The sequence below is a fragment of the Kitasatospora sp. NPDC091257 genome (assembly GCF_044757675.1).
Taxonomy (GTDB): domain Bacteria; phylum Actinomycetota; class Actinomycetes; order Streptomycetales; family Streptomycetaceae; genus Kitasatospora; species Kitasatospora lactacystinica.
On sequence record NZ_JBIVVI010000084.1, the window covers coordinates 1 to 13,775 of the forward strand.

Annotated in this window: 10 protein-coding genes and 3 pseudogenes; 8 read left to right on the forward strand and 5 right to left on the reverse strand. The window is 74.0% G+C overall.

What is annotated here, in order from left to right; genetic code table 11:
* Positions 1-221 (forward strand): annotated as a pseudogene (locus ACIQOV_RS06300) (hypothetical protein); the annotation flags it as partial.
* 9 nt (positions 222-230) lie between these two features.
* Here the strand turns inward: ACIQOV_RS06300 and ACIQOV_RS06305 are convergent.
* From ACIQOV_RS06305 to ACIQOV_RS06315, 3 genes are all read right to left on the reverse strand, one after another.
* Positions 231-521 carry a muconolactone Delta-isomerase family protein gene (locus tag ACIQOV_RS06305; protein ID WP_401045506.1) on the reverse strand — a complete coding sequence of 97 codons (291 nt, stop codon included), beginning with the start codon at positions 519-521 and terminating at the stop codon, positions 231-233.
* A gap of 212 nt (positions 522-733) precedes the next feature.
* Positions 734-949: a hypothetical protein gene (locus ACIQOV_RS06310; RefSeq protein ID WP_401045508.1), complete on the reverse strand. Its 216-nt coding sequence runs from the start codon at positions 947-949 to the stop codon at positions 734-736.
* A gap of 182 nt (positions 950-1,131) precedes the next feature.
* Positions 1,132-5,058 (reverse strand): amino acid adenylation domain-containing protein, encoded by a 3,927-nt coding sequence (locus tag ACIQOV_RS06315; RefSeq protein WP_401045510.1) that lies wholly within the window; start codon positions 5,056-5,058, stop codon positions 1,132-1,134.
* Positions 5,059-5,320: 262 nt separating this feature from the next.
* Between ACIQOV_RS06315 and ACIQOV_RS06320 the strand changes: the two genes are divergently transcribed.
* The 5 genes and pseudogenes from ACIQOV_RS06320 to ACIQOV_RS06340 all read left to right on the forward strand — a co-directional run bounded on the left by ACIQOV_RS06320 (position 5,321) and on the right by ACIQOV_RS06340 (position 10,270).
* A complete protein-coding gene (locus tag ACIQOV_RS06320; protein WP_401045513.1) occupies positions 5,321-6,016 on the forward strand; it encodes a GNAT family N-acetyltransferase in 696 nt (231 codons plus the stop codon).
* 286 nt (positions 6,017-6,302) lie between these two features.
* Entirely contained in the window at positions 6,303-7,565 is a 1,263-nt protein-coding gene (locus ACIQOV_RS06325; RefSeq protein WP_359898457.1) for a MurT ligase domain-containing protein, read from the forward strand.
* A gap of 46 nt (positions 7,566-7,611) precedes the next feature.
* Positions 7,612-8,322, forward strand: a pseudogene (locus tag ACIQOV_RS06330) (type 1 glutamine amidotransferase); the annotation flags it as partial.
* Positions 8,318-9,253 (forward strand): annotated as a pseudogene (locus tag ACIQOV_RS06335) (fatty acid desaturase family protein); the annotation flags it as partial. The pseudogenes ACIQOV_RS06330 and ACIQOV_RS06335, both read left to right, overlap by 5 nt.
* Before the next feature lie 219 nt (positions 9,254-9,472).
* On the forward strand, positions 9,473-10,270 hold the full coding sequence (locus ACIQOV_RS06340; RefSeq protein ID WP_401045515.1) for a hypothetical protein: 798 nt from the start codon (positions 9,473-9,475) through the stop codon (positions 10,268-10,270).
* Between the two features lie 81 nt (positions 10,271-10,351).
* Here the strand turns inward: ACIQOV_RS06340 and ACIQOV_RS06345 are convergent, their stop codons facing one another.
* Complete coding sequence (locus ACIQOV_RS06345; RefSeq protein ID WP_360348212.1) at positions 10,352-10,720, reverse strand: nuclear transport factor 2 family protein; 369 nt, start codon at positions 10,718-10,720, stop codon at positions 10,352-10,354.
* Between the two features lie 200 nt (positions 10,721-10,920).
* Here ACIQOV_RS06345 and ACIQOV_RS06350 point away from each other — a divergent pair, with 200 nt between their 5' ends.
* Positions 10,921-12,021 (forward strand): PRC and DUF2382 domain-containing protein, encoded by a 1,101-nt coding sequence (locus ACIQOV_RS06350; protein ID WP_401045518.1) that lies wholly within the window; start codon positions 10,921-10,923, stop codon positions 12,019-12,021.
* Positions 12,022-12,176: 155 nt separating this feature from the next.
* Positions 12,177-13,052, forward strand: a complete 876-nt coding sequence (locus ACIQOV_RS06355) for a LysR family transcriptional regulator (protein ID WP_401045521.1) — start codon at positions 12,177-12,179, stop codon at positions 13,050-13,052.
* Positions 13,053-13,096: 44 nt separating this feature from the next.
* On the opposite strand, the gene ACIQOV_RS06360 is transcribed toward ACIQOV_RS06355, so the two are convergent.
* A complete protein-coding gene (locus ACIQOV_RS06360) occupies positions 13,097-13,684 on the reverse strand; it encodes a TIGR03086 family metal-binding protein (RefSeq protein WP_401045524.1) in 588 nt (195 codons plus the stop codon).
* Positions 13,685-13,775 lie beyond the last annotated feature (91 nt).

A 13,775-nucleotide genomic window follows, 5' to 3' on the forward strand; every position in this document is an offset into this window, starting at 1 on the left:
CGATCTCGCACGCCCCGCCCCCGACCACCCTCTGGCGCGTCCGCACCACCGTTCTCGCCCACACCCCCACCACCCTCGCCGACCACCGGATCACCCTGCTCTCCCTCCACCCCCAGGAGCTCTTCCTCCGCACCGAGCACTCGGTGACCCCGGCCGTTCTGACGGCGCTGCTGACCACCACCGGCCACACCCTCCAGGACGCGCCGACCCGCATCGCCTGAGCCGTCGCCTCAGGCCGGGCCAGGGTCGTTGGGGTGGGGTTCGAGCGGGGTCACCACGGCGGTCATCCACGGCCACATCGGAAGGCTGCCGAGCACCTCCGCGCGCAGTTGCGCCTCGTCGGCCGCCCGCCAGACGCCGAGGCTGCGCCGTTCGCCGACCGGGCGCCACAGCCGGGCCAGGTGGCCGGTGCCGGCCAGCTCACGGGCCCGGACGGCCTCGGCGGCGCGCCGCCGGTCGACCTCCTCCTCGGCGGTACCCTCGGGTACGGCGGTGGTGATCTCGACCAGGAACTCCTTCACGGTCCTGCTCCCTTCTCGCCCCCACCCGCTCATCCTCGGCCCGGCGCCCGCCCGCCCGCCATGGCCGGCCCGCCCCCGCTGGGCCGGTCGGGTGGTCGCGCCGGTCACGACGGCCACCGGATGACACGGGCAGCACACGCCCACCCGAAGCACCGGTGGTGCCGGCGGCGGCCCGAGGAGGGCGGCCGCCGCCGGCGGATTCCCGGGAGGCGTCAGCCCTGGTCGGCGGGCTGCACGACGCACACGGCGTTGCCGAGCATCGGCCCGAAGCCGCCGAGCAGGGTGGCGAGCACCTGGTGGCAGGCGGCGGCCTCCTCGGGCGTCTTGGGACCGTTGTGCTCGGCGGCGGCCGCAGCCGGCTGGGCGAGGGCGAGCGGCAGGGCGAGCAGCAGGGCGCAACAGGCCGTGGCCAGTGCGGAGTTCTTCACGGACCGGGGACCGGATCGCGGAACGGATCGCGGAACGGACGACTGGACGGACGACTGGACGGACATCGGAAAGCCCCTTCGGTAGGGAGTCGGGATCGGCGGAAAGCCGAGCCATCCCTATCCGAAGGGGCTTCCCCGCTCACGGATCCTGGGCCGTCCGTGAGCGTGTCCACATCATCCGATCAGCGGTCCGGGAGCTCCCCGGGGACCGTCCGTTCCACCTCCCGGATCGCGGCGGCCAGCTCGCCGACCCCGTGCTCCCGCAGCACCCCGTAGTGGTCGCCGGCCAGGTCGACCACGGTGGGCGGGGCGGCCGAGTAGCCGGTGCCGCCCTCGATGAAGGAGTAGTCGTCGCCCGCGGCCTTGAAGACGGTCACCGGCGCGTCCAGCCGCCGCTCGGCGAGTTCGCGGAAGCTGTACTCGAACTCGTACGTCTCACCGACGATCCCGGTGATCCGCCGGATGAGCTCCTCGTCCAGCTCCGGCAGCATCCGGTGCACGGAGGCCACGAAGGTGGGCTCGTCCACCGTGTCGGCCAGGCAGCGCTCCAGCTCGGGGCCGCTGATCCGGCCGGTGAACACCCCGAACAGGATGGTCAGGTACCCCTGGTTGGCGTACGAGGCCTCGCGGCCCCAGCGCTCGCCGTCGGCCCGGCGCACCTTCGGGTTGCCCGGGCAGATCAGCAGCAGCCGCTCCACCCGCTGCCCGGCCCGCTCCAGCTGCCAGGCCGCCTCGAAGGCGACCCGGGCGCCGAAGGAGAAGCCCCACAGCGTGTACGGCCCCCGCGGCCGCACCCGGCGCAGCTCGGCGACGTCGGCGGCGGCCATCTCCCGGATGGTCGGGTACGGCGTCTCGCCCGGGTTGATGCCGTGCGCCTGGATGCCGTAGAAGGCCCGGTCCCCGCTCGCCTCCCGGCCGAGCAGCCGCAGGTTCATCGGGTAGCCGCCCAGTCCGGGCCAGCAGAACACCGCCCGGTCGGCCCGTCCCGGGTGCAACCGGATCAGCCGCGAACCGGCGGCTCCTGCCCTGCCCGCGCCGTCCTCACCGCAGGCCCGCTCGACGCGCGCGGCCAGCTCGCCCAGCCGGGGGCACTCGAAGAGCACCTGGAGCGGCAGGGCGATGCCGAACTCCCGGTTGATCCGGTGGACCAGGGCGACGGCGATCAGCGAGTTCCCGCCGACGGCGAAGAACTCGTCCGTCACCGAGGCGTCCTCGTACCTCAGCGCCCGCCCCCAGGCTTCGGCCAGCCACCGCTCGTACCCGGTGGCCGGGGCGACGTACTCGCCGCGCACGTCGGCCGTGCGGACGGCCTCCGAGGCGGCCAGCGCCTTGAGGTCCACCTTGCCGTTCGCGGTGAGCGGCAGGGCGTCCGTCACCAGCACCCGGTTGGGCAGCATGTAGTCGGGCAGCAGGGTGGCCAGTTCGTCCTTGATGATCTCGGCCGGGCCCTTCATGTGGACGGTGTCCTCGTGCATGCCCTCGCTGCTGATCTGCTCCTCGCTCACCCTGCCGCCGAGGAAGAAGTACGACGGGCCGGGGGTGATGCCGAGGCCGGCCAGGATCTCGTCGATGCGCCGCGAAGCGGGCAGCGGGTGGCCGGACTTGGAGCTGTAGCCGGAGGACATGAAGCCCAGGGACAGGCCGTTGCGCTGGAGGCGGTGCAGCACCGCGCCGAGCGCGATGTACTCCAGCCACTCCTCCTCGGCGCGGCCGACGGCCGTGATGCCGAACGCGGCCCGGGCGTAGACGGCCTGGTTGATCGCGATCACGTGCCGGGATTCCACCACCTCGTCCGAGACGTGCGTCAACTCGCCCTCGGCGTACCGGTAGAGGCCGCCCGGCAGGCCGTCCACCCGGTCCTGGTGGGCCTGGACGTACAGCTCGGTGCGCTCGGCCCGGGCCGGGCCGACGGCCCGGACGACCGCGAAGCCGCCCAGGTAGTGGTCCTCCCCGGCGACGTCCAGCCGGTCCTTGACGGCCGGGTCGAGGCCGAGCGGACGCACGTCCAGCCCGTACTCGGGCAGCACCTCCTCCAGGACGCCCAGCATGTGGCCGGTCTCGAACTCCAGCACCTCCCGGATGTTGTTGCGGTAGACGGGTTCGACGGCGCCGTGCTTCCCGGAGAAGTGCAGCGTCAGGTACGCCTCGGCCCGGGTCCCGGCCGGCCCGATCCGGACCAGGGCGTGCTCGACCGGGTGGTAGTAGTACAGCCCGGCCGCGAGCCCGTCCAGGCCGCCGGTCTCCAGGTACAGCTGGGTCGCGTACAGCGCGCCGGGCGAGGCGTAGGCGTACTTGGGCAGCAGCCGCTCCTCACTGTGGAACTGGCCGAACCACCGCAGGACGCGGCCGAGTTCGGGCAGGCTCAGCAGCTCCGGGTCACGGCCGAAGGTGCCGGCCGGGCGCGGGGCGAGCAGCGCGGTGAGGTCGTCCCGGGTGACCGCGCCGCCGTCGTAGAAGCGGTAGGTCTTGCGGGCGAAGACCTCCCGGCGCTGGGCCGCGGTCTCCTTCCGGCCGGGCAGCTCGACCCGCTCGCGGCCCGCCAGCCGGTCCCGGTCGCGCAGGCCCGGGTCGGACAGCTGGGCCTTGACCTGGAGCTTGCTGGCCTTGGACTGGTGGTGGCCGCCGTGGACGCCCTGGTCCATCAGGGCGGCCTCGCGCGGGTTGAGCTCGACGCAGGCGACCAGGTTCGGGTGCCCGGTGCGGCCGTCCTCGGTGACGACGGCGGCCGCACGGCGCACCCAGGTGTGCTCCTCGATCGCGCGGGCGATCTCGTCCAGCTCGACCCGGTACCCGCGCAGCTTGACCTGGTTGTCCACCCGGCCGGCGAACTGGAGGGTGCCGTCCGGGTTCCACCGCACGAGGTCGCCGGTGCGGTACAGCCGCTCGCCGGGGGCGAACGGGGAGCGGACGAACCGCTCCGCGGTCAGCTCCGGCCGGTTCAGGTAGCCGCGGGCCAGCTGGACGCCGCCGATGTACAGCTCGCCCACACCGTCGGCGGCCACCGGCGCCAGCTCCTCGTCGAGGACGTAGCACTCGGTGTCGGCCACCGGGCGCCCGATCGGCACCGATCCGGCGCCGTCGGCCGGATCGGCCGGGTCCACCAGGTGCGAGGTGGCGTTGATGGTGCATTCGGTCGGGCCGTACAGATTGACCAGGGCGGCCTGCGGCAGGGCCCGGCCCAGGTCGCGGGCGAGCCGCCGGGAGAGCGCCTCGCCGCCGGAGAACAGCCTGGTCAGGCCGGTGCAACCGGCGAAGCCCTCGGTGTCCAGCAGCGCCCGGAGCAGGGTCGGCACGCACTGGAGCGCCGTCACCCCGTGCCGCCGGACGGCGGCGACCAGCGCCTCCGGGTCGCGGTGAAGGCCGGGGGTGCCGGCCACCACCCGGGCGCCGACCGCCGGGGCGAGGATCTCCCACTGCGCGGCGTCGAAGCTCATCGGGGTCTTCTGCAGCACGGTGACCTCGGGGTCGAGGTGGCCCGCGGAGTGCATCCAGTGCAGCTGGGAGACCACCGAGCGGTGCTCGATCATCACGCCCTTGGGCCGGCCGGTGCTGCCCGAGGTGTAGATCACATAGGCCAGCGACTCCGGTTCGACGGCCTCCCGCCCCTCCGCGTCCCGCGGCGGCGGAGCGTCCTCGACGGCGAGGACCGCCGTCCCGGCCGGGGCCAGCGCGGCCAGCCGCTCGCGCAGGTGTGCCTGGGTGAGCACGATCCTGGTGCCGCTGTCCTCGATCATGTAGCGGAGCCGGTCCTCGGGGTACTCGGGCGACAGCGGCAGGTAGCCGGCCCCGGCGTACAGCACGCCCCAGGCTCCGGCGACCAGCTCGACGGACGGCTCGACGTACAGGCCGACGCAGCCGTCCGGGCCGGCGCCCAGGCTGCGCAGCCGCTCGGCCAGCCGGCGGGCGGTCCCGACGAGTTCCTGGAAGGTGAGGCCGCCGCCGGCGCCGAGCACGGCCGGCGCGTCGGGCCGCAGGCGTGCCTGCCGGTCGAGCAGGCCGGTGAGCGCGGTGCCGGCCGGAGCGCGGCGGGCGTGCGGGACGACGGGGACGACGGAGGCGGCGGTGGTGGTGGTGTCGGTGGTGGTGGGGACGGACGGGGTGTCACGCATGGGAACGGCCTTCGGTACGTGGACGTACGGGGCCCGACCTCCTGCTCACCAGGAGCACCGGGACGCAACCCACCGTCGACCGCCCGCCGTCCCACCCGCCTGAGGCACCGGCCGTGACCTGCGCCGACACCGTCCCGGCCGGACGGCCCGCGGTCCCGGGCCGGGGCCCGCCCGGTCCCACCCCGCCGACCACGCCCCGGGGCATTCACGCGTTCACGATCACGTAACCGAACGGAAGCGCACCGTCGGTAGCGTCGGCGGCATGAAGGCATCACGCACACGCCCCGAACGGCTCTGGCACCGGCCCTTCCGCAGGTCCGACCGCAGGTGCGCGGCGCCCGAGGGCCAGGCCACCCGGCTGCCCGCGCTCACCGGCGGGCCGTACCGGACCGTCCGGCCGCACCCGCCCGCGACCCGCGCCGTCCGGACACCGGAGGCCCCGTCCCGGCTGTCCCTGCCGGACGGGACCGGGCTGCTGCTGCGCCCGGCCGGGCCGGCCGACCGGGCGGCGGCGCTGGCGATGCACGGCCGCTGCTCCCCCGCCTCGCTGCGGCAGCGCTACCACGGCCCGGTCCGCGACGCCGGCCGCTACCTGGACCACCTGCTGGACCCCCGGCACGGCCACAGCTTCGCGGTGGCCGCCCCGGACGGGCGGCTCGTCGCGCTCGGGCACCTGATGTGGGACGACGGCGAGGCCGAGCTGGCCGTCCTGGTCGAGGACGCCTGGCAGCGCCACGGGCTGGGTCTGGCGCTGCTGCGGCGGCTGTCGGCGGCGGCCCGGTCGGCCGACGTACGGACGGTGTACGCGGTGACCCACGGCACCAACACCGGGCTGATCGCCGCGATGCGCCGGCTGGACGCGCCGCTGGACTTCCTGGCCGAGGACGGCACCCTGGTGATCACCGCCACGTTGGCCGCCGGTGATCCGGCCGACTGTGCCCGCCGTCCGGGCCGCTGATCATTTCTTCACCAGATCCTTACCCGGGCACCTCGGGAACCCGGCGGTGCCCGTGGAACGTCGTCAAGGAGTAGGGGCTCGGCCGGGGCCGAAGCCCCGGGGTCGCTCCGTACACCGCCCTCCTCGACGGGCCCTCAGCCGCACCCGCGAACGCGTCGCAGCAGGCGGCACGGGGTCCGGATCGTCCGGCCGGGCGACGGAGTCGGTAGGCTGACCCCCGTCCCCGCCGCCCGACGGCCCGTTATCCGGCCGCGAGCGGTGCCGCAGCAAGGAGGAACCACTGAGCATGGCAGGCACCGAATCGGAGCCCACAGGCGCACGCGACGCCTCGCTGCCGGCCCGCGCGAAGATCGCGGTGACCGCCGGGCGGGTCGCCGCCGCCGTGTCGCGCAAGGCCGGACGCGGGAGCGGCTCGGTGATCGGCGGCAAGGTCGCCCTCAGGCTCGACCCCGACCTGCTCGCCACCCTCGCCGACCACCTCGACGTCGTCCTGGTCAGCGCGACCAACGGCAAGACCACCACGACCCGCCTGATCGCCGAGGCGCTGCGCGCCGCCGGCCCGGTGGTCTCCAACGCCCTGGGCGCCAACATGCCCGCCGGCATCACCTCCGCCCTCGCCGGCGGCACGGACGCCCGCTTCGGCGTGATCGAGGTCGACGAGAAGTACCTGGCGATGGTCGCCCGCGACACCCGCCCCAAGGCGATCGCCCTGCTCAACCTCTCCCGCGACCAGCTCGACCGCGCCGCCGAGACCCGGATGATGGCCGAGAAGTGGCGTGAGGGCCTCCAGAACACCGAGGCCGTGGTCATCGCCAACGCCGACGACCCGCTGGTGACCTGGGCCGCCTCCTCCTGCAAGAAGGTGGTCTGGGTGGCCGCCGGACAGGCCTGGAAGGAGGACGCCTGGTCGTGCCCCGCCTGCGGCGGTGTGATGCAGCGCCCCGGCGACGACTGGTTCTGCCAGGACTGCGGCTTCCGCCGGCCCAACCCGCACTGGGCGCTCCAGGGCACCCACGTGATCGACCCGCAGCGCGGCGCCTGGCCGATCCAGCTCCAGCTGCCCGGCCGGGCCAACCTGGCCAACGCCACCAGCTCGGCCGCCGTCGCCGCCGTCTTCGGCGTCGCCCCGCAGGTCGCCCTGGAGCGGATGCGCTCGGTGGCCGCCGTGGCCGGCCGCTACGACGTGGTCCAGTACCAGGGCCGGGACATCCGCCTGCTGCTGGCCAAGAACCCGGCCGGCTGGCTGGAGACCTTCTCGCTGATCGACGGCCCGCCCGCCCCGGTGATCCTCTCCGTCAACGCCCTCGACGCCGACGGCACCGACACCTCCTGGCTGTGGGACGTCGACTACGAGCGCCTCGCCGGGCACCCGGTCTTCGTGATGGGCCAGCGCAAGCTGGACCTGGCCGTCCGCCTGGAGGTCGCCGGACTCCAGTTCCACGTGGTCGACACCCTGGAGCAGGCCGTCCGGATGGCCCCGCCCGGCCGGATCGAGGCCATCGCCAACTACACCGCCTTCCAGCAGCTGCGGAAGGTCGTGGCCGGCTGATGCCGCGCCCGCACACCAGTCTTGACGTGACGGAAGGCCTTCGAGGATGAGTGAGAGCAGCCTGCGCGTGGTCTGGGTCTACCCGGACCTGCTCAGCACCTACGGCGACCGGGGCAACGCCCTGGTCGTGGAGCGCCGGGCCCGCCAGCGCCACCTCAACGTGACCCGGATCGACGTCCGCTCCGACCAGGCGATCCCCACCAGCGGTGACATCTACCTGATCGGCGGCGGCGAGGACCGCCCGCAGCGCCTGGCCGCCGAGCGGCTGCGCGCCGACAGCGGCCTGGTGCGGGCCGCCGAGAACGGCGCGATCATCTTCGGCGTCTGCGCCGGCTTCCAGATCATGGGCCACGAGTTCATCAACGACCTCGGCGAGCGCGAGCCGGGCCTGGGCCTGCTCGACGTCTGGACCGCCCGCGGCGAGGGCGAGCGCTGCGTCGGCGACGTGCTCGCCGACGTCGACCCCCGACTCGGCCTGCCGCAGCTGACCGGCTTCGAGAACCACCAGGGCGTCACCCACCTCGGCCAGGGCGTTCAGCCCTTCGCCACCGTCTCCGTCGGCCGGGGCAACGGCACCGGGGACGGCACCGAGGGCGCCTGGCGGGACACCGTGTTCGGCACCTACCTGCACGGCCCGGTGCTGGCCCGCAACCCCGCCGTGGCCGACATGCTGCTCAAGCTGGCGCTGGACGTCAACGCCCTGCCGCCAGCCGACACCACCTGGTACGACGCGCTGCGCGCCGAGCGCATCGCGGCCCGGCTACTACGCCGTCCGCGCGGGCCTGGTGCTCGCCGCCTTCCTCGGTGGCTGGTACGCCCTGTTCGCGCTGGGCGACACCTGGTGGCAGATCGGCCTGGCGGCGGCGATGTCCGTCGTCTTCGCCCAGATCGGCCTGCTCTCCCACGACCTGGCGCACCGCCAGGTCTTCGACCGGCGGCTGCCGAGCGAGATCGGCGGCCGGATCGCCGCCAACCTGCTGATGGGCATGAGCTACGGCTGGTGGATGAACAAGCACACCCGCCACCACGCCAACCCGAACCACGAGGAGCGGGACCCGGACGTCGCACCCGAACTCCTGGTGTGGTCCAAGCGGCAGGCCCGGCAGGCGAGCGGCCTCGCCCGGTTCATCGGCCGCCGGCAGGCGTACCTGTTCGTCCCGCTGCTCCTGCTGGAGGGCCTCAACCTCAGCTTCAACAGCTTCCGCGCGCTGCGCAGCCCCGTCATGAAGCGCCCGGTGCTGGAGGGCGTGCTGCTGGTGGTCCACTTCGCCGGCTACTTCGGCCTGGTGTTCGCGGCGCTCCCGGTCGGCAAGGCGGTCGCCTTCCTGGCCGTCCACCAGGCGCTGCTCGGGGTCTACCTGGGGTGCGTCTTCGCCCCGAACCACAAGGGCATGCTGATGGTGACGCCCGGGATGAAGCTCGACTTCCTGCGCCGCCAGGTGCTCACCTCGCGCAACGTCCGCGGCGGGGTGCTCATCGACTCGCTGATGGGCGGCCTCAACTACCAGGTGGAGCACCACCTGTTCCCCAGCATGCCGACCCCGGCGCTGGGGCGGGCCGCCCGGATCACCCGGGAGTTCTGCGCCGAGAAGGGCGTCCCGTACTGCGAGACCGGCCTGTTCCGCTCCTACCGGGAGATCTTCGCCCACCTGCACCGGGCCGGCGAGCCGCTCCGCTCCGACGGGTGACCGTCACCTCCGCCGCGGCGGCCGGCGGTCACCTCCGCCGCGGCGGGAGGCGGTCACCTCCGCTGCGGCGGGAGGGGTGGGAGGGCGTGAACGCCGCTGTCCCGCGCGGGAGCTCGGACCGGCCGACGTCCCGTGCGGACCGGCCGTCCTGCGGTACCGCCCGTACGGTTGCGCGTTCGCGCCCGTACGATGCCCGAGCGGGGTGGGCGGAGGCCGGAGGTGGATGTGGTTCGGTTCTGGCTGCGGTGGGTGATGATCGCGGTCCTGGGGACGGCGGTCGTGTTCGGCGGCTGGGCGGGGTGGCGGCTCTACCGCGCCACGGCCATCCCGGCCCCTCCGGACGTCCCGGGGATCGCACAGGCCCCGGTGACCGGGGAGGCCCGCCGGGCGGCCGAGGAGCGGATGGCCGACCGAATCGACCGGCTGCCCGAACTACTGCCGTGGGCGCAGGGGTTGGGGAGGTCGACGGTCGACGTGTGCCGCACCGACTACCGCGGTGATCTGTTCAGCCGGGGTACGTGGCTGCCGGTGGCCTGCGAGCGGACCGTGAACGTCTACCTGGCCTTCGACGGGGGTGACGTCCGCTCCCGGCTGGCCGATCTGGACCGGTACCTGGACGGCCAGGGCTGGCGCAGCTCACAGAGGTGGAACAGCCTGGTCGCGGCCGACGAGTACGACCACCAGCCACCCGCCGACCCGACCCCGGAGGAGGCGGCGGAGGCGGCGGCCAGGCCGATCGCCCCGTCCGTGGAGTTCGCGCTGGCGACGGGCGAGGCGGTGCGGACGGAACTGGCCGTGAACGTCACCCGGCCGCCCGGCCCCGAACTCCTGACCTCCGGTGAGGACTACTGGTACGAGAAGTACGGAAGCCGGCGCTACCGGAACGACGAGGGGCAGCGGTCCGAGTACCTGACCTGGCAGCCCGTGCGGCCGAGCGAGGTCACGAAGGCGGCCGAGGGCCGGTACGTGGCGGTTCTGGGCTTCACGACCAGGTACGCGCAGCACGAGGCCGGGTAGGGCCGGCCGGCCGCGGCCGGTTCTGTCCCGGGCCTGCCGGGCCCATGCCTCGGGCCCTGCCGGGCCCCGGGCCCGTCGGTCTCAGGCCTTCCGCTCGAAGCCGGCCAGCAGGCCGCGCGGGTCGAAGGTGACCCGGATCCGGGCGATCCTCCCGTCCTCGACGTGCATCCAGTTCGCCGTGGGCGCCGGCGGGGCGATGCTCGTGCACAGCTCGAACCAGGTGATCACCTCGTCGCCCTCGGCCACCCGGACCTTCACGTCGATCTTCTCCAGCACCTGCCCGAGCCCCTTCAGCCCGGCCAGCGCCTCCTCCACCCCGGAGGCCGTCCCCAGCGCGCCGACGAAGTCGACGTCCTCGGCCAGCAGTCCACGGACGGTCTCGAAGTCGCCCGCCTCCCAGGCGGTGAAGTAGGTCTCGGCGAGCTCACGCGCGGTCTTCGTCGTCGTCATGCCTCCATCCTCCCGGCCACCACGACCATCCGTCCAACAGATGAATCAGATGGCTTCTATCTCTGCTGATGATGAAATAAGGATGCGCTGCGTGACCGGTGGGCCACGACTGTCACGCTGAGTGAAGGTCAGCTGAGGTGGTTTCGGACCGTTCGGGCCGGTAAGGCGCTCATCGCTGGAATGCGAAGGAGGCGTGAATCGTGATCACCGAACAGCAGGCCCGCTCCATGCTGCACCAGCCCGTCCGCGACGTACGGGGCAGCCGGATCGGCAAGGCGGACCACGTGTTCCTCGACGACGTCACCGGCAAGCCGGAGTGGGTCAGCGTCAAGACCGGATGGTTCGGGGCGGGCGAGTCGTTCGTGCCGATCCGCGACGCCCGGGTCGTCGGCGACCACCTGGAGGTGCCGTACCCCAAGGAGAAGGTCAACAACGCGCCGCTGGTGGACGTGGACCGTGGCGGACACCTCTCCGAGCGCGAGGAACATCGGCTCTACCAGTACTACGGCATCGGGGACGGGGCCCGGAAGGCGGCCGACCGGCCCGCCGCGGGCACCGGCACCACTGCCGCGGCCGCCGCTGCCGGAACCACCGTCGCGAGCGGGCACACCGGCACCACGGGCCGCACCGGTGCGGTCGGCACGGCCGGTCCCGCGGGCATGACCGGAGCTGCCGCCGAGACCGGCCGTGCCGCCGCGACCCCGACCGCCACCACGCGTGCCGCCGCGACCCCGACCGCCACCACGCGTGCCGCCGCGGCTCCGGGCGCCGCCTCCGCCGCCGGGCGGACCGGTGTCCACCCGGGCAAGGACGGCGTGATGACCCGTTCCGAGGAGCGGATGCGCGTCGGCGTCGAGCGGTACGAAACCGGCCACGCGAAGCTGCACAAGTACGTCGTCACCGAGGAGGAGCGGCAGACCGTGCCGGTGCGGCACGAGGAGGTCCACGTCGAGCACGAACCCATCGCCGAGGCCGACCGCGGTGCCGCGATGACCGGCGAGCTCATCTCGGAGGCCGAGTACGAGGTCACCCTGCACGCGGAGCGGCCGGTCGTGCGCACCGAGACCGTCCCGGTCGAGCGCGTGCGGCTGGTGACCGAGGAGCGCGTCGAGGAGCAGACCGTCACCGGCCGGGTGCGCAAGGAGCGCATCGAGGCCGACCTGCCCGACGGCGGGACGGCACGGACGCAGGGCAAGGAGATCCAGGGCAAGGAGATCCAGGGCAAGGCGGTCCAGGGCAAGGAGATCCAGGGCAAGGCGGTCCAGGGCAAGGAGATCCAGGGCAAGGACCGCCGCCGGTGACGTCGGCCGGGCCGTGACCGCCCCGCGCGGCCGCGGTCCGTCCCCGCGGGTCGTTCGAGGCGGTCCGTCCCCGCCGGGTCGTCCCGTCAGGTCGCTCGTCCGGCGGACCGATCGGCCGAGCGGATGGAGCACCCGGTCGAATATCGTCACCGGTCATGGAGATGCACCAGCTGCGCTACTTCGCCGCCGTGGCCGACGAGGGGACCTTCACCGCCGCCGCGGCCCGGCTGCACGTGAGCCAGTCCGGCATCAGCACCCAAGTGGCCAAGCTGGAGCGGGAACTGGGCCAGCTGCTGCTCGACCGGGCGGGCCGGCAGGTGCGCCTCACCCCGGCCGGCGAAGCGGTCCTCCCGCTGGCGAAGAACGCCCTGGCCACCCTCGACGCCATCCAGCACACCGCCGCCGAGTTCGCGGACGCCGTCCGCGGCCGGGTCCGGCTGGGCATGATCACGGGCTGTTCGATCCCGCCCTTCCTGGACGCCGTCGCCGACCTCGGCCGCAGTCACCCCGGCATCGAACTCAGCCTGCACGAGGGGCACTCCGAGGACCTCCAGGCGCAGGTCCTGGCCGGCTCGCTCGACCTGGCCCTGATCGGCTACGCGGGCGAGGTCTTCCCGGGCCTGGAGGCCACCGTCGCCATCGACGAGCCGATCGCCGCCGTCGTCCCGGTCGGGCACGCCCTGGACCGGGCGCGGCTGCGGCTCGCGGACCTGCGGGGCGAGAAGATCCTCTGCCTCTCCCCGGGCACCGGCATCCGTGCCGCCTACCGGGGCTCCTGCCGGCGGCTCGGCCTCGACCCGCGGGTGGACATCGAGGCCAGCTCCCCTGTCGCCCTGCTCCGGCTCGCCGAGCGCGGCGCGGGCGTGGCCGTCCTCAGCTCCTCCTCCGCCGCGGGCGACGGACTGCGGGCCGTCCCGCTGGTCGACGCCGCCATCCGGGCCCGGCTCGGGCTGGTCGCCCGCCGTGATCAACCCTCCCCGGCCGTACGGCTGTTGATGGCCCGGCTGAGGGAGGCGCTGCGTCAGGGCTGATCCCGTACCGCTCGTGCGGTCCGGCCGGGTCCGGTGTCCTCGGCTCAGGCCTTCCCGTGCGGGTCGCGGCCCGAGGCGGCCAGCGCGCGGTCCCACGCGGGGGCGCCCTCCGGCAGGGCCACCGCCTCGGCGAAGCCCGCGTACTGCCGGTACAGCTCGGCGTTCTCCGCCACGATCTCCCCGGTCAGCAGGGCGAGTTCCTCGTCGACCTCGATCCGCCCGCCGGTCGCCCGGGCCACGTCCCAGCCGTGCAGCAGCAGCTCCAGGATCAGCATCCGGGCGATGCCGACGGCCGGCATCGGGGTGCCGCCGAGGTCGACGTCCCCCTCCCAGACGGCCGGGTCCGCCCAGGCCGCGACCGCGCGCTCCAGCTGGGCCGCGTAGGCGGAGCGCCAGTCGGCGTCGGCGGCGAAGTCCCGCGCGTTCAGCTCCTCGGGCAGCTCGATCCGCCGGGCCCGGTGCTCCAGGCCGTGCGAGGTGTAGAGCACCCAGTGGTTGATCAGCGCGCGGGCGTCGAACTCCGGGCAGGGCGTCGGCGCGTCCAGCGGCTGGTCGGCGGGGACGGCGGCGGCGACACCGGCCGCGGCGGAGGCGGCGCGGGTCAGGAACGGGTGCATCGGGTGGGCGTTCATGGCCTCGATTCTGGGCCGGGCCGCACCGGCGGGTCTTGAAGAAACGCGACGACTAGCCTGGCGGCATGGGCATGGACTCCCCGGCCTCCCC